The following is a 17,286-nucleotide window of genomic DNA, read 5'->3' as shown; positions in this document are numbered from 1 at the left end:
CCGGAAGGCCATTCTCGCCCGCCGCGCCTCCCCCTACCTCGTCACCACGCCATCAGCCCCGCCGGTCAACCCTCGGCCACTGCCGCCCGCGCGGCCTGCGCAGCCGCCTCGGCCTCCGCGCCCGGACGGTCCACCAGCTCGACCTGGTCCACCGCGTTGCACCAGCGGCACCGCACCGACTCCACGGCCTCGCTCAGCACCTCCCGCTCCTCCACCCGGGGCTCCCCCGCCAGGTCCAGGTGGATGAACTCCACCACCCGCGAGGAACGGGTCACGTCGAAGCGGGTCAGGTTGCCGCACAGCTGGCAGCGCCACCGGGTCGCCTCGGTGGGAAGCGGGACTGACATGGGCGGTCCTCTCGGCTCGTTCCGCTGAAGTTCCTGCGCCGTCAACCCTAGGGCCTCGCTGACCGGCGGGAACACCGTCCCCCGTACGGACCGACCGGCCGGTGTCAGATTTGCCCCAGCAAGGAATGCTAAGTCCATGGTGAACCCGGTACGCGCGGTAAGCGACGACTGTCCGGCCCCGTTCGTCCCGGTGGCGACCTGGGCGCTGATCGCGCTCTGCACCCTGGTGTTCCTGGTCGGCCCGGTCTCCGGACTCGACCCGCTCTACGGCTCCGGCAACGACCGGGCCTGCGCCGAACTGGCCTACTACCAGCACTGGGGGGTGATCCCCGGCGAACTGGTGGACAACCGGCCGCTGCCGGCCGTCGCCTCCCCCGGCTGCCCCGCCCCGAGCGACGGCTTCCCCAAGATCCCGGCGCTGTCGGTGCTGACCGCGATGTTCGTGCACGGCGGCTGGCTGCACCTGCTGGGGAACATGCTGTTCCTCTACGTCTTCGGCGCGATGGTCGAGGAGCGGATGGGACGGCTGCGCTACCTGCTCGGCTACCTCGGCCTGGGCTACCTGGCCACCTACGGCTACGCCCTGCTGGCCGTGCACGGCGGGGGCGGCAGCGGCACGCAGACCCTGGTCGGCGCCTCCGGCGCGATCGCCGGGGTGCTCGGCGCGTACCTCTGCCTCTACCCCAAGGCCCGGGTGACCAGCCTGCTGCCGTTCCTGCTGTTCCTGCCGCTGCGCTTCCCGGCCTGGGTGGTGCTGGGGCTGTGGTTCGCGATCCAGTGGGCCTCCGTCGGGGCCCCCTCCGCGGCGGTCACCGGAGTGGCCTACACCGCGCACCTGATCGGCTTCGCCGGCGGCTTCGTGTTCGCCTGGCTGCTGTACTGCCGCGGGCGTGGATACCCTGGCCGTGCCCAGCCGTCCGTCCTCCCCTCAGGAGAACCCCCGTGATCACCGCGATCGTGCTCATCAAGACCCAGGTCGACCGGATCCCCGAGATCGCCGAGACGATCGCCGCGATCGAGGGCGTCACCGAGGTGTACTCGGTGACCGGGCAGCACGACCTGGTGGCGATGGTCCGGGTGCGGGCCCACGAGGACCTGGCCGAGGTGATCCCCGGTCAGGTCAACAAGGTGCCCGGGGTGGAGTCCACCGAGACCCACATCGCCTTCCGCACCTACTCCCGCCACGACCTGGATGCGGCCTTCGCCATCGGCCTGGACGACTGAGCGCCCGCCGGAGGCGCCGGAGGCCCCCTTGGCCTACCGGCGCCGGGTGTCGGGCACGCAGCGCCCGCCCTCGGTCCGGTAGGCCCACTGCGCGCCGTCGCTGACCAGCTCGCGCACCGCCGCGACGAAGCGGTCCACGTGCTCGTCCGGGGTGCCCGCGCCGAAGCTGACCCGGATCGCGTTCAGGCTGCGCTCCCCCGGCAGCGACGCCTCCGGCGCCCCGCACTCGGACGGCGCGGCCGTCTCGCCGCCCAGCAGCGTCCGCACCAGCGGGTGCGCGCAGAACAGCCCGTCCCGGACGCCGATGCCGTACTCGGCCGACAGCGCGGCGGAGAAGTGCGAGCTGTTCCAGTCCCGCACCACGAACGACAGCACCCCGACCCGCGGGTGCTCCTCGCCGAACAGGGTCAGCACCCGCACCTGCGGAATCCCGGCCAGACCGGCCCGCAGCCGCTCGATCAGGTACTGCTCGCGGTCCACCAGCCGGTCGAACCCGGCCTCGGTCAGCGCCCGGCAGGCCGAGGCGACCGCGTAGGCGCCGATCACATTGGGCGACCCCGCCTCGTGCCGGGCCGGCCCCTGCTGCCACTCCACCGCCACCGAGCCGTCCAGCTCCCGGGCGACGGTACGGCTGGCCCCGCCGCCGGCCAGGTACGGCTCGGCCGCGTCCAGCCAGTCACCGCGCCCGGCCAGCACGCCCGCGCCGAAGGGGGCGTAGAGCTTGTGCCCGGAGAAGGCCACCCAGTCCACGTCCAGGTCGCGCACCGACACCGGGTGGTGCGGGGCCAACTGGGCGGCGTCCAGCACGATCCGGGCGCCGTGCCGGTGCGCCGCCGCGGCCAGCTCGCGGACCGGCCAGATCTCCCCGGTGACGTTGGACGCCCCGGTCACGCACACCAGCTTCGGCCCGTCCCCGGACCCGGCCAGCGCCTCCTCCAGCGCCGCCACCGCCTGCTCCGGCGAGCGCGGCGCGCGCAGGTAGCCGACGGTGAGGTCGTCCCGGCGCCAAGGCAGCAGCGAGGCGTGGTGCTCGGTCTCGAAGGCGAACACCCGGGTGCCCGCCGGGAGCACGCTCGCCAGCAGGTTCAGCGAGTCGGTGGTGGCCCGGGTGAAGACCACCTGGTCGCCGTCGCGCAGGTCGAGGAACTCGGCGACGGTGGCCCGGCTCTGCTCGAACAGGTCGGTGGACAGCTGCGACAGGTACCCGGCCCCGCGGTGCACGCTGCCGTAGTACGGGGCGTAGGCGGCGACGTCGTCCCAGACCCGCTGCAGCGCCGGGGCGCTGGCGGCGTAGTCCAGCGCGGCGTAGGTCACCTTCTCGCCGCCGACCAGCGGCACCTCGACGTCACGGCCGAGGACGGGCAGCGGAGCGCAGACGGCGACAGCGGGGTACGTGGACATAACGCCTCCAGGGCATCCAGTGGATCCCCGGGGCTCGCCCGAACGTCATGAGGATCCGCGCTTGCCCTCGCGGCGTCTGCCGAAGGGCCTGGTCGTCACCCGGAAGCACCCCGCCACGGAAGGAGGGTTGCCGGACAGCAAGCCGGGGCTTTCACGCTGTCACTCGTGACCTGGACAGCAGTATGACAGGGGTCCGCCCCTTGAGCGAACACCTGTCCAGTATCTGGAACTACGCGTGCGTCGCCGCAGCCCAGCGGGCCAGCACCGCCTCCGCGGCGCCCGAGTCGATCGACTCCGCGGTCCGCTTCATCGCCGCCGCGAGCTGCTCCGCCAGCGGGGCCGCGGTCTGGTCCAGGGCGACCAGCGCCGAGGCCGAGTTGAGCAGCACCGCGTCCCGGACCGGGCCGTGCTCCCCGGCCAGCACCCGGCGGGCCACCGCGGCGTTGTAGGCGGAGTCGGCGCCGCGCAGCGCCTCGATCCCGGCGTACTCGATGCCGACGTCGTGCGGGTCGAAGCTGGTCCGCTCGACCTCGCCGTCGCGCACCCGCCACACCGTGGAGGTCCCGGTGACGGTGAGCTCGTCCAGGCCGTCGTCGCCGCGGAAGACCAGCGCCGACGCGCCGCGCCTGGCCAGCACCCCGGCGATCAGCCCGGCCATCCGGGTGTCGAAGCAGCCGACCGCGTTGGCCCGGACCTGCGCCGGGTTGGTGAGCGGGCCGAGCAGGTTGAAGAAGGTGGGGATGCCCAGCTCGCTCCGGGCCGGGCCGGCGTGCCGCATCGAGGGGTGGAACACCGGGGCCGGGCAGTAGCTGATGCCGGCCTCCGCGGCGACCTCGGCCACCCGCTTCGGGGTCAGCCCGAGATTGACGCCCAGCTGCTCCAGCACGTCGGTGGCGCCGCTGGCCGAGGAGGCGGCCCGGTTGCCGTGCTTGACCACCAGGGCGCCGGCCCCGGCCGCCACGATCGCCGACATGGTGGAGATGTTGACGGTCTTGGCCCGGTCCCCGCCGGTGCCGACGATGTCCACGGCCCGTCCGGGGACCTCGATCACCGCGGCGTGCCGGTACATCTCCTCGACCAGGCCGGTGATCTCCTCCACCGTCTCGCCCTTGGCCCGCAGCGCCACCATGAACGCGGCGACCTGGGCCGGGGTGGCCTCCCCGGTCATGATCCGCTGCATCGCCCAGCCGGTCTCGGCGGCCGACAGGTCGGCCCCCCCGAGCAGCGCGGTCAGGACGTCCGGCCAGGAGCGCGCCTGCACGGGGTCGCCGCCGCCGTTCGCAGGAAACACGTGTGCCATGGCCGTGGGCCTCTCGCCGGAGTGGTCGGGAAGAGGCCAAGCCTAGCGACCGGCGGCGGCGCCGAGAGCCCGGATCTCAACCGACGAGATGTGCCGTTCCGCTGCGCAGCAGGGCGGTCGCGGTCTCCGCCAGCGCCACCGGGTCGACCGGCGCGGCGACCGCGGCGTCGGCCCGGCTCCAGGCGGCCAGCCAGGAGTCCTGCGGCCGGCCGATCAGCACCAGCACCGGCGGGCAGCCGTAGACCTCGTCCTTGAGCTGGCGGCACAGGCCCATCCCGCCGACCGGGGCGGCCTCGCCGTCCAGCACCAGCAGGTCGATCCGACGGCCGCCCCCGGCGTGCGCGTCCAGGGCCTTGACCACGGCGGGCGAGGTGGCGCACTCCAGGTACTGGAGCTCCGCGAGATCCGCGGCGGGCTTCTTCCCCAGCGCCAGCAGCACCTGCTCGCGGGTGCTGCGGTCGTCGCTGTAGACCAGGACGTTCAGTGCCATCGTCGTGTCCCCCTGGGAGGTGGTCAGGCGTGCAGGTGATCGGCGTCACTTCGCTTCCGCGGATGCTACTCCCGAAGGGGGCCCGGCAGCACCGGTGCGTACCGCGGAGATCCACTGGGCAGCCGTACGGGCGCGAGCGGTTCACCATTTAGGGGGACCCCCCGGCCTGTCGCGCGCGGGGCACGGGCCGGGGGCGGTCCGGCCATTCGGGCTACCTGCCTGGTCGTCAGGGGTCCGCCGGTCGGCGGAGGGTACGTCACGGTGCGGACACACCGAGGAACACCCCCCGGAGTGAAGACGGAATAAGCGACCGACATAATGACGGTCGTGGCGACAGCAACTGCAGTAGAAACCGGACACGCTCACGGATCGGTCAACCGGCCGAACCTGGTCAGCGTCGGAACCATCGTCTGGCTCGCATCCGAGCTGATGTTCTTCGCGGCCCTCTTCGCGATGTACTTCACGCTCCGCTCGGTGACCGGGACGCACTATTGGCATTCCCTCAACGACGCCCTCAACGTCCCCTTCGCGTCGGTGAACACCACCGTCCTGGTGCTCTCCTCGTTCACCTGCCAGATGGGTGTCTTCGCCGCCGAGCGCGGCGACGTGAAGAAGCTGAGGGCCTGGTTCATCGTCACCTTCATCATGGGTGCGATGTTCATCGGCGGTCAGATCTTCGAGTACACGGACCTCGTCAGGAACGACGGCCTGTCCCTGTCCTCCTCCCCGTACGGCTCGGTGTTCTACCTGACCACCGGCTTCCACGGCATGCACGTGACGGGTGGTCTGATCGCGTTCCTGTTTGTCCTGGCCCGGACGTACGCCGCCAAGCGGTTCACGCACGAGCAGGCGACCGCGGCGATCGTCGTGTCCTACTACTGGCACTTCGTCGACGTGGTCTGGATCGGCCTTTTCGCGACCATCTATCTGATCAAGTAGGCAGGGTCGGACCGTCCTCTCGGCTCACCGCCGGGCGGTCCCCGCAGACCGACCTGACGGTCAACCAGACTCCAGACGCTCCAGATCCTCACACCGGGGTTAATCCGTGCTCCAGATCTTCCAACCGAAGCAGCTCTCCTCACGACGACGCCACCCGCTGGCAGCGATCGTCGTCCTCCTCTTTGCGCTGGCGGCGACGGGAGGGATCTACGCTGCTTTCGCTCCGGCGAGCAGTGCGCAGGCGGACTCCAGCACGTCCCTGTCCATCGAGCAGGGCAAGAAGCTGTTCGCAGTCGGCTGTTCCAGCTGCCATGGCCTGAACGGCGAAGGCACCAAGGACGGCCCCACGCTGGTGGGCGTCGGCCAGGCCGCCGTCGACTTCCAGGTGGGCACCGGCCGGATGCCGGCCCAGCAGCCCGGAGCCCAGATCCCGGCGAAGAAGGTCATCTACTCGCAGGCCGACATCGACCACATGGCGGCCTTCGTCGGCTCGCTCGGCGCCGGCCCGCTGATCCCCACCGCCGACCAGTACGCACCCGGCAACGTGGCCCGCGGCGGAGAGCTCTTCCGGACCAACTGCGCGATGTGCCACAACTTCGCAGGCTCCGGCGGTGCCCTCTCCGAGGGCAAGTTCGCGCCCCCGCTGGACGGGGTCAGCCCGAAGCACATCTACGAGGCCATGCAGACCGGCCCGCAGAGCATGCCGAACTTCCCCGACAGCACGATGACCCAGCAGAACAAGCAGGACATCATCGCGTACGTCACCCACACCACGAACCCGGCGAAGAACCCCAGCTACGGCGGCCTCACCCTGGGCGCCCTCGGCCCGGTCACCGAGGGCCTGTTCGGCTGGATCTTCGCGCTGGGCGCCCTGATCGGCATCGCGATCTGGATCGCCGCCCGCACCCCCAAGGCCAAGAAGTCATGACGAGCCAGGACAACATGTCTGAAGAGAACCTGCCGGTGCCCCACGGGGCCCACGGCGGAGAGGTCGCCCATGTCGGCGCCTCCTTCGCCGACCCGGGGCTGCCGCACCACGAGCCCCGCCGCACCGACATCGACGAGCGGGCCGCGGCCCGGGCCGAGCGCCAGGTGGCGTTCTGGTTCCTGCTGTCGATGGTCGCCACGATCGGCTTCATCGCGTCCTACGTGCTGTTCAAGCCGGGGCCCGAGTTGGGCAACACGGTCTACATCTGGCCGATCGGGCACGTCAGCAAGCTCAACTTCGCGCTGGGCATGTGCCTGGGCGTCTCCCTGCTCGGCATCGGCGTCGGCGCGGTCCACTGGGCCCGCACGCTGATGTCGGACGAGGAGCACATCGCCGAGCGGCACCCGATCGAGTCCACCCCCGAGGTGCGCGAGCAGGTCTTCGCGGACTTCCGCCAGGGCGCCAAGGAGAGCGGCTTCGGCCGTCGCAAGCTGATCCGCACCACGATGATCGGCGCCATGGCGATGGTCCCGCTGTCCGCGGTGGTGCTGTTCCGCGACCTCGGTCCGCTGCCGGAGAAGAAGCTCGACAGCACCGACTGGGCCAAGGGCAAGCTCCTGGTCAACATGAACACCACCGAGCCGATCAAGGCCTCGGACATCACCGTCGGCTCGCTGACCTTCGCCATGCCCGAGGGCGTGAAGGAGAGCGACGAGGACTTCCAGGAAGTCATCGCCAAGGCCGCGGTGATGCTGGTCCGGATGCAGCCCGACGACATCAAGGACAAGAAGTCGGCGTCCTGGGGCTACGAGGGCGTCCTCGTCTTCTCCAAGATCTGCACCCACGTCGGCTGCCCGATCAGCCTCTACGAGCAGCAGACGCACCACGTCCTCTGCCCGTGCCACCAGTCGACCTTCGACCTGTCCGACGGCGGTCGAGTGATCTTCGGTCCGGCCGGCCACCCGCTGCCGCAGCTTCGGGTCTCGGTGAACGACCAGGGCTACTTCGAGGCACTCGGCGACTTCAGCCAGCCCGTCGGCCCCGGCTTCTGGGAGCGCAGCTAACCATGACCATTCACGCGGACACCCCGCACTCCGCCGGCGACGCGCACGACGGCCACGAGCAGATCGGCCACAGCGAGGCCGGGGTCGAGCAGGCCCACATCGGCGAGAAGGCCGCGGACTGGGCCGACGGACGCCTCGGCATCTACGGCCTGGCCAAGGCCAACATGCGGAAGATCTTCCCGGACCACTGGTCCTTCATGCTGGGCGAGATCTGCCTCTACAGCTTCATCATCATCATCCTGACCGGCGTCTACCTGACGCTGTTCTTCCAGCCCAGCATGGGCGAGGTCGTCTACCACGGCTCCTACGTGCCGCTGAACGGCATCCGGATGTCGGAGGCCTACAAGTCGACGCTGGACATCAGCTTCGACGTCCGCGGCGGCCTGCTGATCCGTCAGATCCACCACTGGGCGGCCATCGTCTTCGTGGCGGCCATGCTGGTGCACATGATGCGCGTCTTCTTCACCGGCGCGTTCCGCAAGCCCCGCGAGATCAACTGGCTGTTCGGCTTCCTGCTGCTGTTCCTGGGCATGTTCGACGGCTTCATGGGCTACTCGCTCCCGGACGACCTGCTCTCCGGCACGGGTATCCGCTTCATGGAGGGCGCCATCCTGGCGACCCCGGTGGTCGGCACCTACATCGCGATGTTCCTGTACGGGGGCCAGTTCCCCGGCAACGACATCATCCCGCGCTTCTACACGATCCACGTGCTGCTGATCCCGGGCATCATGCTGGGCCTGCTGGTGGCCCACCTGATCCTGGTCTTCTACCACAAGCACACCCAGTTCGCGGGCCCCGGCCGGACCGAGAAGAACGTCGTCGGCATGCCGCTGATGCCGATCTACATGGCCAAGGCCGGCGGGTTCTTCTTCCTGGTGTTCGGCGTCATCGCGATGGTCTCCGCGGTCGCCTCGGTCAACCCGATCTGGGCCTACGGCCCGTACCGCCCCGACCAGGTGTCCACCGACGCCCAGCCGGACTGGTACATGGGCTTCTCCGAGGGGCTGATCCGGATCATGCCGGGCTGGGAGATCCGGGCCTGGGGCCACACTCTGGTGCTCGGCGTCTTCATCCCGCTGACGGTGTTCGGCCTGGTGATGATCGTGATCGCGGTCTACCCCTTCCTGGAGGGCTGGATCACCGGCGACAAGCGCGAGCACCACATCCTGGACCGCCCGCGCAACGCGCCGATGCGCACCGCGTTCGGCGTCGCCTGGATCGTGGAGTACATCATCCTGCTGGTGGCGGGCGGCAACGACCTGTTCGCCACGCACTTCCACCTGTCCATCAACACCATCACCTGGGCCTGCCGGATCCTCTTCTTCGTCGGCCCGGTGATCGCCTTCACGATCACCAAGCGCTGGTGCATCGGCCTGCAGCGCAACGACCGCGAGAAGGTGCTGCACGGCCGCGAGTCGGGCACCATCAAGCGGCTCCCGCACGGTGAGTTCATCGAGGTGCACGCCCCGCTCGACGCGGCGGCGCTGCACACCATCACCGCGCACGACCAGTTCAAGCCGATCGAGCTGCCGGCCGCGGTGGACGAGAACGGCGTCAAGGCCAAGATCCCGGTGCTGACCAAGGTCAGGGCCAAGCTGTCGCAGAGCTACTTCGGGGAGGCGGCGCAGATCCCCAAGCCGACCCCGGAGGAGCACGCGGAGATCACCAGCGGCCACGGCCACCACTGATCCACCCGCTCCACCGGAGAAGGGCCCCCAGCCTAGGCTGGGGGCCCGTCTCCGGGCTCCGGGCCGCGGAGGGGCCGCGCGGGCCGCTGAGCGGGCTTGCTGAGGCCGGGTCAGGCCTGCGGGCGGATCAGGCCGACCTGCATGCTGCCGGGCGCGCCCACGGCCGCCTTCAGCGCCGAGGTCTGCACCGGCTTGCCCAGCGCGCTGCCCTTCTGCCAGGCGCTCCAGGACAGGTTCCAGTCGCCGAAGCCGTTGCCGAACGGCTCCATCTCGTGGCCCTGGCTGTTGATCACCTGGACCAGGTCGCCGACGTGGAAGGTGTCATAGAACCAGTGCGCGTTGTCGGTGCTCATCCCGGTGCAGCCGTGGCTGACGTTGGACACCCCCTGCGAGCCCTCGGACCAGGGCGCGGCGTGCACGTACTCGCCGCTCCAGGTCACCCTGGTGTCCCAGTAGACGTTCATGGCGTAGGCGTTGGAGCTGCCGGCCGCGATGCCGACCGTGCTGGAGTTCATGAACACCGTCTGCGCCTGCTCCAGCACCACCTTGATGCCGTTGCGGGTGGAGAAGCCGGGCTTGCCGGTGGTGATCGGGATCTTCCGCAGCACCTTGCCGTTGCGGTAGACCGTCATGTAGTCGGAGCCGGCGTCGGTGAGCGCCAGCAGCGAGTCGCCGGTGCCGAAGGAGACGGTGCTGGGGGCGCCGCCGTAGACGCCGTTGCCGACCTGGACTCCCTCCATGTCGAAGGAGGCGCTGATCTGGGCGTGCGCGGGCCAGTAGCCCTCGGGGCGGAAGTGCAGCGTCTTGTCGTCCACCCAGTACCAGCCGCCGAGCACGGACGGGCTGGAGCTGACGGTCAGTCCGCGCTCCACCGCCTGCCGCGCGGCCTTGTCGTGGACCGGGAGGTTCAGCGTCGCGGTGATCGGCTCGCCGACGCCGTAGACGGTCTTGTTGCCGGGCGCCAGGGTCACCGTGAGGGTCTTGCTGGCCGGGAGGGTGGAGAACTGCTCCACGGTGGTCCCGCGCCCGCCGTCGCCGTCGTCCGAGCTCACCCGGACGGTGTAGTGCTGGCCGGCGCTGAGCGGGGTGGTGGACTTCCAACTGCGGTCGTCGGCGGCGACCGCGCCGCCGACCATCCGGCCGTTGGCCGCGGTCACCGTGACGTCGGTGAGGGTGCCCTTGGCCGCGGTCACCACCAGCGGGACGGAGGGGTCCACCGCTGTCTTCCCGGCCGCGCTCACGCTGACCATGGAAGCCGTGTCGACGGGCGTCTCCGGCCCCGGCGCACCGTTGTCACTGCCGGAGCCCCCGCTGCATCCGCAGAGCGCCAGCGGGGCCGTCAGCGCCACTGCCGCCGCGAGAAACCGAATCCTCATTGCCGTGTCCTTCCAAGGCCGCCCCGTCGTGTACCGACGTACCGTCACATCCTAGGAAGAACTCGCAAACCGCACATTCCGGCACGCGCGGACGGGTGACGCGGGTACGCCGAAGGGGCCGGACACCGTGTCCGACCCCTTCGGTCCCCGCTGTCAGACCGTCACTGGGTCTGGTTCTCGCCGCGGTAGTACTCGAACACCCAGCCGAACAAGCCGATGCCGATGATCGGGAGCGAGAAGAACAGCAGCCACCAGCCGAAGATGACCCCGCTGAAGGCCAGCGCCCCGCCGATGCCCAGGGCCAGCGGCTGCCAGCTGTGCGGGCTGAAGAAGCCCTGCACGCCGGCGTCGTCGGACACCTCGGCCTGCGGGTTGTCGCCCGCGCCGGTGTTCACCCGCTTGGCGGTGAACAGCAGGTAGAAGGCGATGAAGGCGCCCAGTCCGAAGGCCATGAACAGCGCCGTGGTGCCGGTCGGGTCCTTGGACCAGATGCCGTACCAGATGGCGATGCCGAGGACGAAGACCGCGAAGCCCGCGAAGATCTTGCCCTGTTCCTTCATCGGTCACCCTCCTTCTCGGTGGTCTCGCCGGACTTCGCGGCGGCGCGGGCCTCGAGGACCGCGGTCAGGTGCGGGGGCACCTCGCCGTGGTTCTCCAGGTAGTCCTGCGCGGCGATCTCCGGGTGGTGCAGGTCGAACGCCGGGGACTCCGAGCGGATCCGCGGCAGGGTGAGGAAGTTGTGCCGCGGCGGCGGGCAGGAGGTGGCCCACTCCAGCGAGCGGCCGTAGCCCCACGGGTCGTCCACCTCGACCTTCTCGCCGTACTTGGCGGTCTTCCACACGTTGTAGAAGAACGGCAGCATGGACGCGCCCAGCACGAAGGCGCCGATGGTCGAGATCAGGTTCAGCGTGGTGAAGCCGTCGGTGGGCAGGTACGTCGCGTAGCGGCGCGGCATGCCCTCCGCGCCCAGCCAGTGCTGGACCAGGAAGGTGGTGTGGAAGCCGACGAACAGCATCCAGAAGGTGATCTTCCCGAGCCGCTCGTCCAGCATCTTGCCGGTCATCTTGGGCCACCAGAAGTGGAAGCCCGCGAACATCGCGAAGACGACCGTGCCGAACACCACGTAGTGGAAGTGCGCCACCACGAAGTAGGAGTCCGAGACGTGGAAGTCGATCGGCGGGGAGGCCAGCAGCACCCCGGTGAGACCGCCGAAGAGGAAGGTCACCAGGAAGCCGACGGTCCACAGCATCGGTGTCTCGAAGCTCAGTGAGCCCTTCCACATCGTGCCGATCCAGTTGAAGAACTTCACCCCGGTGGGCACCGCGATCAGGAAGGTCATGAACGAGAAGAACGGCAGCAGCACCGCGCCGGTCACGTACATGTGGTGGGCCCACACCGTCACCGAGAGGCCGGCGATGGCGATGGTCGCCGCGATCAGGCTCTGGTAGCCGAACATCGGCTTCCGCGAGAACACCGGGACGATCTCGGAGATGATGCCGAAGAACGGCAGCGCGATGATGTACACCTCTGGATGGCCGAAGAACCAGAAGAGGTGTTGCCAGAGGATGGGCCCGCCGTTGGCCGGGTCGAAGATGTGCGCACCGAACTTCCGGTCCGCTTCCAGTGCCAGCAGCGCGGCTGCCAGGACCGGGAACGCGAGCAGCACCAGAACCGCGGTGAGCAGCACGTTCCAGACGAAGATCGGCATCCGGAACATGGTCATGCCGGGGGCGCGCATGCAGAGGATGGTGGTGATGAAGTTCACCGAGCCGAGGATGGTGCCGAAGCCCGAGAGCGCCAGACCCATGATCCACATGTCGGCGCCGACGCTCGGCGAGTGGATCGCGTCCGAGAGCGGCGAGTAGGCGAACCAGCCGAAGTCGGCCGCGCCCTGCGGGGTGAGGAAGCCGCCCACCGCGATCAGCGAGCCGAACAGGTAGAGCCAGTAGGCGAACATGTTCAGCCGCGGGAACGCCACGTCGGGCGCGCCGATCTGCAGCGGCATGATCCAGTTGGTGAAGCCGGCGAACAGCGGGGTGGCGAACATCAGCAGCATGATCGTGCCGTGCATGGTGAACGCCTGGTTGAACTGCTCGTTCGTCAGCACGCCGCCGTCGGGCTGGGCCAGCTGCGCACGCATCGTCAGCGCCAGGATGCCGCCGATGATGAAGAACGCGAACGACGTCACCAGGTACAGGGTGCCGATCGTCTTGTGGTCAGTGGTGGTCATCCACTTGATGATCTGGGTCCCGGACTTCCGCTCCAGCGCGGGCTTCCGTACCGTGCGGGACGCCCCGACGGTCGACCCCTGGGGTTCGTTGAGGATCGTCATTTGGCGTTGTCCACTCCGGTGGTCGTGATGCCGGCGGGAGCGAAGCCCGACTGGCCCTTCGCCCTGAGGTCGGCGAGGTGGGCCTGGTACTCGGCCGGCGTGACCACCTTGACGTTGAACAGCATCTGCGAGTGGTTCACGCCGCAGAGCTCGGTGCACTTCCCGCGGAAGGTGCCCAGTTCGGTGGGGGTCACCGTGAACTTGTTCACGACGCCCGGGATGACGTCCATCTTCATCAGGAAGTCGACCGGCCAGAAGCCGTGGATCACGTCGCGCGAGGTGAGCTCGAACTCGACCGACTCACCCTTGGGAAGCCACAGCGTGGGAACCGCCTCGGGGGTGCCCACGTCGTAGGCGCCGTCCGCGGGGCCCGCCGTGGAGGACTGCTTCTGCGGGTCGACCTGGTGTTCGTAGTTGAACGCCCAGCTCCACTGGAAGCCCACCACGTTGATGACGTGCTGCGGCTTGTCGTTCTTGAGCAGGTAGTTCTCGTCACGCGCGGTGTAGAAGAAGAACACCGACACCATGATCAGCGGAACCACCGTGAACAGTGCCTCCACCGGCATGTTGTAGCGGAACTGCTGCGGCACCTCGATCTTGGAGCGGCTGCGCCGGTGGAAGAACACGCTCCACAGGATCAGCCCCCAGACGAGGACGCCGACCGCCAGAGCCGCGATCCACGAACTCTGCCAGATGAAGAGAACCGTCTTGCCCTGCTCGTCACGCGGAGTGGGCAGGCCGAGCCGGGGCAGTTGCGAGGACGTGCAGCCGGTGGCGGTGGCAAGGACGAGGCCCAGCGTCAGCGCTGAGAGCAGCATCCGCCGCATCGAGCGCCGCGGCGAGCGGTCGGAGCCGTTGGGACTCACGTAGCGCCTTCCCGAAGTCTCGCCCGCTCACGCGCCACTCGGGTAACCGTGGTCCCGGTGGCCCGGTCAGCGGGCAGGGTTTGGATGTTTATGCGGGCCAAACCCTACTCCAGCCGTGATGGCGCTTCGCGGGCAGGTCCGACTAACGCGCCGAACTGGCCCCCGGATGGCCCCCGAAAGGATGGAATCGCAGGTCAGATGGGCACTTCAGCCATCTGGCCGACCTCCGGGCGACACGCCGGAACCACCCGGCTGACACACCATAAGCCACCAAACGATCACCCTTCGGGCCGCCCCCTGACGACTCGCCAGCCGGGCGCCGACTACCGTGGGCAGGTGCCGTACTTCGACGCCGCCTCGACCGCCCCGCTGCACCCGCTCGCCCGGCAGGCGCTGCTCTCCGCGCTCGACGAGGGCTGGGCCGACCCGGCCAGGCTCTACCGGGACGGCCGCCGGGCCCGGATGCTGCTGGATGCGGCCAGGGAGACCGTCGCCGCCGAGCTGGGCGCGCGTCCTGACGAGGTCTCCTTCACCGCCTCGGGCACCCAGGCCAACCACCTCGCCGTGCTGGGCGCACTCGCCGGAAATCACCGGAACGGGCGTCACCTCGTACACTCCGCCGTCGAACACTCGTCCGTGCTCCATGCCGCGGAGCAGCACGAGGCCTCCGGCGGGACGGTCGCGGCTGTGCCGGTGGACCGTCAGGGACGGGTCTCCGTCGAGGCGTTCGCCGAGGCGGTGCGCGGTCCCGGCACCGCGCTGGCCGCGCTGCAGTCGGCGAACCACGAGGTGGGGACGCTCCAACCGGTCGCCGAGGCCGCCGCGCTGTGCGCGGAGACGGGGGTGCCGCTGCTGGTCGACGCCGCGCAGTCGGCCGGACGGCTGGACGTCCCGGCGGGCTGGTCGCTGCTGACCGCCTCGGCGCACAAGTGGGGCGGCCCGCCCGGGGTCGGCGTGCTGGCGGTGCGCAAGGGCGTCCGCTACCGCTCGCCGCTGCCGGCCGACGAGCGCGAGGCCGGGCGAGTGCCGGGGCGGGTCAACGTCCCCGCGGTGGTCGCGGCGGCGGTGGCGCTGCGGGCGGTCCGGCAGGAGGCTGCCGCGCTGAACCCGGTCCAGCGCAGCCGGATCGACCGGCTGCGGGCCGAACTGCCGCGGCTGGTCCCGGATCTGGCGGTACTCGGCGACCCGGAGCGGCGGCTGCCGCACCTGCTCGCCTTCTCCTGCCTCTACGTGGACGGCGAGGCGCTGCTGCACGAGCTGGACCGGGCCGGCTTCGCGGTCTCCTCCGGCTCCTCCTGCTCGTCGAGCACGCTGACGCCCAGCCATGTGCTGGCCGCGATGGGGGTGCTCACCGAGGGCAACGTCCGGGTGTCGCTGCCGCGGGGCAGCAGCGACGCGGACCTCGACCGATTCCTGGAGGTGCTGCCCCGGGCGGTGGCGGAGGTCCGCTCCCGGCTGGACCCGCCGTCGACGGAGCCGGCCGGGACGTCGGGGCCGCTGGTGCTGGACACGCTGGGGCGGCGCTGCCCGATCCCGGTGATCGAACTGGCCAAGCACATCGGTTCGGTGCCGGTCGGGAGCCTGATCGCGGTGCTCTCCGACGACGAGGCGGCCCGGCTGGACATCCCGGCCTGGTGCGAGATGCGCGAGCAGGAGTACGTCGGCGAACCCGAGCCGCACCGGTACCTGATCCGCCGTCTCAGCTGAGCTCCGCACAGTCCCCCTTACCCCCGGGGTGCTGCACCTGGGCGACCAGGCAACACCTGGGGGCGCGGGGAACTGCGCGAACAGCAACCACCCACCGACCCGCACGCACCCGCTACCGCAGGTGCTCCCGCACCTCCGCCGCGGCCTCCTCGCCGTACGCCCCCGCGAAGCGGTCCAGGAAGTGCCCGCGGCGCAGCTCGTACTCCTGGGTGCCGACGGTCTCGATCACCAGCGTCGCCAGCATCGACCCGACCTGCGCGCACCGCTCAAGGCCGAGGCCCCAGGTCAGCCCGGCCAGGAAGCCGGCCCGGAAGGCGTCGCCGACGCCGGTCGGGTCGGCCTTGACCGTCTCGGCCGGGCAGGACACCAGGATCGGCGGCTCGCCCTTGCGGTCGATCCGGGCGCCCTTCGCGCCCAGCGTGGTGATCCGCACGCCGACCCGGTCCAGGATGTCCTCCTCGGTCCAGCCGGTCTTGGACTCGATCAGCGCCTTCTCGTACTCGTTGGTGAACAGGTACTGCGCGCCGTCCACCAGGGTCTTGATGTCCTCCGCGTCCAACCGGGCCAGCTGCTGCGACGGGTCGGCCGCGAAGGCGTAGCCGCGGGTGCGGCACTCCTGGGTGTGCCGGATCATCGCGTCCGGGTCGTCCGCGCCGATCAGGATCAGGTCCAGTCCGCCGACCAGGTCGACGATCGGCTTGAGCTCGATGTTCCTGGCCTCGCTCATCGCACCGGTGTAGAAGGACGCGATCTGGTTGTGGTCGGTGTCGGTGGTGCAGACGAAGCGGGCGGTGTGCCGGGTCTCCGAGATCCGCACCGCGCGGGTGTCCACGTGGTGCCGGTCCAGCCAGGAGCGGTACTCGGCGAAGTCCTCGCCGGCCGAGCCGATCAGCACCGGGTTGAGGCCGAGCAGGCCCATGCCGAAGCAGATGTTGGGAGCGACCCCGCCGCGCCGGACGTCCAGGGTGTCGACCAGGAAGGACAGCGACACCGTGTGCAGCTGCTCCGCCACGAACTGCTCGGCGAAACGACCGGGGAAGGTCATCAGGTGGTCGGTGGCGATCGATCCAGCGACGGCAATGCGCACGGGAAGGCTCCTAGGGAATGCACGAACGGGTGCGGAAGGGATGCGAACCGGGGCTTACCGGCCTACCGTACCGGCCCCTCGCACAGGGTGACCGCATCAGGGGTCGACGGTTACCGTGGGGTAGGACTGGAATGCGCCGGAATCCGGACCTAGGGTCGAAAGACGGGCGGTTCTCCTACCGCCCTCTCACCTTGTGGAGCCCCCGATGATGCCCAGGAGCAACCCGATCCAGATCCCCTCCCACCTGCGCGGGGACGCCGACCAGGACACCCTGGACGGTCTGGTGCGCACCTCCCGGCGGCTGGGGCTGTTCTGGCCGCTGCTGGCGTCGTCCGAGCCCGCGCCCACCCCGGACCACCTGGGCTTTCCGGTGAGCGCGCACACCGCCTCGCTGGTCCGGGACCTCTCCGAGTACGGTTCCTGACGCAGCTTTTGAAGCTAACCTGTCAGTTCCGGGAACCGGCAGCGTGCCCTCCGCGTCCCATCGTCGTTCAGATGTAGGACAGCACTGGAGGCAGCAGCAATGACTCGCAGTCC

At 69.9% G+C, this 17,286-nt stretch carries 17 protein-coding genes and 1 riboswitch; of the genes, 8 read left to right on the top strand and 9 right to left on the bottom strand.

Annotated elements, in window-relative coordinates; all coding sequences use genetic code 11:
- Positions 1-65 precede the first annotated feature (65 nt).
- Positions 66-347, bottom strand: a complete 282-nt coding sequence (locus tag ACEZDE_RS08975; RefSeq protein ID WP_380534293.1) for a hypothetical protein — start codon at positions 345-347, stop codon at positions 66-68.
- A 136-nt stretch (positions 348-483) separates the two neighbouring features.
- On the opposite strand from ACEZDE_RS08975, the gene ACEZDE_RS08970 reads away from it, so the two are divergent.
- Positions 484-1,293 carry a rhomboid family intramembrane serine protease gene (locus tag ACEZDE_RS08970; RefSeq protein WP_380534291.1) on the top strand — a complete coding sequence of 270 codons (810 nt, stop codon included), beginning with the start codon at positions 484-486 and terminating at the stop codon, positions 1,291-1,293.
- On the top strand, positions 1,290-1,571 hold the full coding sequence (locus tag ACEZDE_RS08965) for an Lrp/AsnC family transcriptional regulator (RefSeq protein WP_380534289.1): 282 nt from the start codon (positions 1,290-1,292) through the stop codon (positions 1,569-1,571). Before ACEZDE_RS08970 ends, ACEZDE_RS08965 begins: the two co-directional genes overlap by 4 nt.
- Positions 1,572-1,604: 33 nt before the next feature.
- Here ACEZDE_RS08965 and ACEZDE_RS08960 read toward each other — a convergent pair whose 3' ends face one another.
- From ACEZDE_RS08960 to ACEZDE_RS08950, 3 genes are all read right to left on the bottom strand, one after another.
- Positions 1,605-2,972: an aminotransferase class V-fold PLP-dependent enzyme gene (locus ACEZDE_RS08960; protein ID WP_380534288.1), complete on the bottom strand. Its 1,368-nt coding sequence runs from the start codon at positions 2,970-2,972 to the stop codon at positions 1,605-1,607.
- A gap of 52 nt (positions 2,973-3,024) precedes the next feature.
- Positions 3,025-3,143: riboswitch (SAM riboswitch) on the bottom strand.
- 58 nt (positions 3,144-3,201) lie between these two features.
- The gene (gene trpD, locus ACEZDE_RS08955) at positions 3,202-4,272 is read right to left on the bottom strand and encodes an anthranilate phosphoribosyltransferase (RefSeq protein ID WP_380534286.1); all 1,071 of its coding nucleotides are present in this window, start codon (positions 4,270-4,272) and stop codon (positions 3,202-3,204) included.
- Positions 4,273-4,348: 76 nt separating this feature from the next.
- Entirely contained in the window at positions 4,349-4,762 is a 414-nt protein-coding gene (locus ACEZDE_RS08950; protein WP_380534285.1) for a hypothetical protein, read from the bottom strand.
- Positions 4,763-5,080: 318 nt separating this feature from the next.
- On the opposite strand from ACEZDE_RS08950, the gene ctaE reads away from it, so the two are divergent.
- The 4 genes from ctaE (at position 5,081) to qcrB (ending at position 9,381) form a co-directional block, all read left to right on the top strand.
- Positions 5,081-5,701 carry an aa3-type cytochrome oxidase subunit III gene (gene ctaE, locus ACEZDE_RS08945; RefSeq protein WP_380534283.1) on the top strand — a complete coding sequence of 207 codons (621 nt, stop codon included), beginning with the start codon at positions 5,081-5,083 and terminating at the stop codon, positions 5,699-5,701.
- A 115-nt stretch (positions 5,702-5,816) separates the two neighbouring features.
- Positions 5,817-6,629 carry a cytochrome bc1 complex diheme cytochrome c subunit gene (qcrC, locus tag ACEZDE_RS08940; protein WP_380534563.1) on the top strand — a complete coding sequence of 271 codons (813 nt, stop codon included), beginning with the start codon at positions 5,817-5,819 and terminating at the stop codon, positions 6,627-6,629.
- Positions 6,626-7,693, top strand: a complete 1,068-nt coding sequence (qcrA, locus tag ACEZDE_RS08935; RefSeq protein ID WP_380534281.1) for a cytochrome bc1 complex Rieske iron-sulfur subunit — start codon at positions 6,626-6,628, stop codon at positions 7,691-7,693. Before qcrC ends, qcrA begins: the two co-directional genes overlap by 4 nt.
- A gap of 2 nt (positions 7,694-7,695) precedes the next feature.
- Positions 7,696-9,381: a cytochrome bc1 complex cytochrome b subunit gene (gene qcrB / locus ACEZDE_RS08930; RefSeq protein WP_380534279.1), complete on the top strand. Its 1,686-nt coding sequence runs from the start codon at positions 7,696-7,698 to the stop codon at positions 9,379-9,381.
- A 110-nt stretch (positions 9,382-9,491) separates the two neighbouring features.
- Here qcrB and ACEZDE_RS08925 read toward each other — a convergent pair whose 3' ends face one another.
- The 4 genes from ACEZDE_RS08925 to ctaC form a co-directional block, all read right to left on the bottom strand.
- Positions 9,492-10,757 (bottom strand): L,D-transpeptidase, encoded by a 1,266-nt coding sequence (locus ACEZDE_RS08925; protein ID WP_380534277.1) that lies wholly within the window; start codon positions 10,755-10,757, stop codon positions 9,492-9,494.
- A 161-nt stretch (positions 10,758-10,918) separates the two neighbouring features.
- Positions 10,919-11,317 (bottom strand): cytochrome c oxidase subunit 4, encoded by a 399-nt coding sequence (locus tag ACEZDE_RS08920; protein ID WP_380534275.1) that lies wholly within the window; start codon positions 11,315-11,317, stop codon positions 10,919-10,921.
- Entirely contained in the window at positions 11,314-13,089 is a 1,776-nt protein-coding gene (ctaD, locus tag ACEZDE_RS08915) for an aa3-type cytochrome oxidase subunit I (protein WP_380534273.1), read from the bottom strand. Before ctaD ends, ACEZDE_RS08920 begins: the two co-directional genes overlap by 4 nt.
- On the bottom strand, positions 13,086-13,955 hold the full coding sequence (gene ctaC / locus ACEZDE_RS08910; RefSeq protein WP_380534271.1) for an aa3-type cytochrome oxidase subunit II: 870 nt from the start codon (positions 13,953-13,955) through the stop codon (positions 13,086-13,088). Before ctaC ends, ctaD begins: the two co-directional genes overlap by 4 nt.
- A gap of 336 nt (positions 13,956-14,291) precedes the next feature.
- On the opposite strand from ctaC, the gene ACEZDE_RS08905 reads away from it, so the two are divergent.
- Positions 14,292-15,662: a cysteine desulfurase/sulfurtransferase TusA family protein gene (locus ACEZDE_RS08905; protein ID WP_380534269.1), complete on the top strand. Its 1,371-nt coding sequence runs from the start codon at positions 14,292-14,294 to the stop codon at positions 15,660-15,662.
- A 112-nt stretch (positions 15,663-15,774) separates the two neighbouring features.
- Here the strand turns inward: ACEZDE_RS08905 and ACEZDE_RS08900 are convergent, their stop codons facing one another.
- A complete protein-coding gene (locus tag ACEZDE_RS08900) occupies positions 15,775-16,749 on the bottom strand; it encodes a carbohydrate kinase family protein (protein WP_380534268.1) in 975 nt (324 codons plus the stop codon).
- 205 nt (positions 16,750-16,954) lie between these two features.
- Between ACEZDE_RS08900 and ACEZDE_RS08895 the strand changes: the two genes are divergently transcribed.
- Entirely contained in the window at positions 16,955-17,173 is a 219-nt protein-coding gene (locus tag ACEZDE_RS08895) for a hypothetical protein (protein ID WP_380534266.1), read from the top strand.
- Positions 17,174-17,286 lie beyond the last annotated feature (113 nt).

Origin of the sequence: Streptacidiphilus cavernicola (genome assembly GCF_042510955.1) — a bacterium.
Classification (GTDB): Bacteria; Actinomycetota; Actinomycetes; order Streptomycetales; family Streptomycetaceae; genus Streptacidiphilus; species Streptacidiphilus cavernicola.
Note: the sequence above shows the minus strand (reverse complement) of the source record. Positions and strands in the feature narration are given on the sequence as shown.

Coding starts and splice junctions, on each gene's coding strand:
- ACEZDE_RS08975 (WP_380534293.1), bottom strand. CDS start 347: ATGTCAGTCCCGCTTCCCACCGAGGCGACCCGGTGGCGCTGCCAGCTG.
- ACEZDE_RS08970 (WP_380534291.1), top strand. CDS start 484: ATGGTGAACCCGGTACGCGCGGTAAGCGACGACTGTCCGGCCCCGTTC.
- ACEZDE_RS08960 (WP_380534288.1), bottom strand. CDS start 2,972: ATGTCCACGTACCCCGCTGTCGCCGTCTGCGCTCCGCTGCCCGTCCTC.
- trpD (WP_380534286.1), bottom strand. CDS start 4,272: ATGGCACACGTGTTTCCTGCGAACGGCGGCGGCGACCCCGTGCAGGCG.
- ACEZDE_RS08950 (WP_380534285.1), bottom strand. CDS start 4,762: ATGGCACTGAACGTCCTGGTCTACAGCGACGACCGCAGCACCCGCGAG.
- ctaE (WP_380534283.1), top strand. CDS start 5,081: ATGACGGTCGTGGCGACAGCAACTGCAGTAGAAACCGGACACGCTCAC.
- qcrA (WP_380534281.1), top strand. CDS start 6,626: ATGACGAGCCAGGACAACATGTCTGAAGAGAACCTGCCGGTGCCCCAC.
- qcrB (WP_380534279.1), top strand. CDS start 7,696: ATGACCATTCACGCGGACACCCCGCACTCCGCCGGCGACGCGCACGAC.
- ACEZDE_RS08925 (WP_380534277.1), bottom strand. CDS start 10,757: ATGAGGATTCGGTTTCTCGCGGCGGCAGTGGCGCTGACGGCCCCGCTG.
- ACEZDE_RS08920 (WP_380534275.1), bottom strand. CDS start 11,317: ATGAAGGAACAGGGCAAGATCTTCGCGGGCTTCGCGGTCTTCGTCCTC.
- ctaD (WP_380534273.1), bottom strand. CDS start 13,089: ATGACGATCCTCAACGAACCCCAGGGGTCGACCGTCGGGGCGTCCCGC.
- ACEZDE_RS08895 (WP_380534266.1), top strand. CDS start 16,955: ATGATGCCCAGGAGCAACCCGATCCAGATCCCCTCCCACCTGCGCGGG.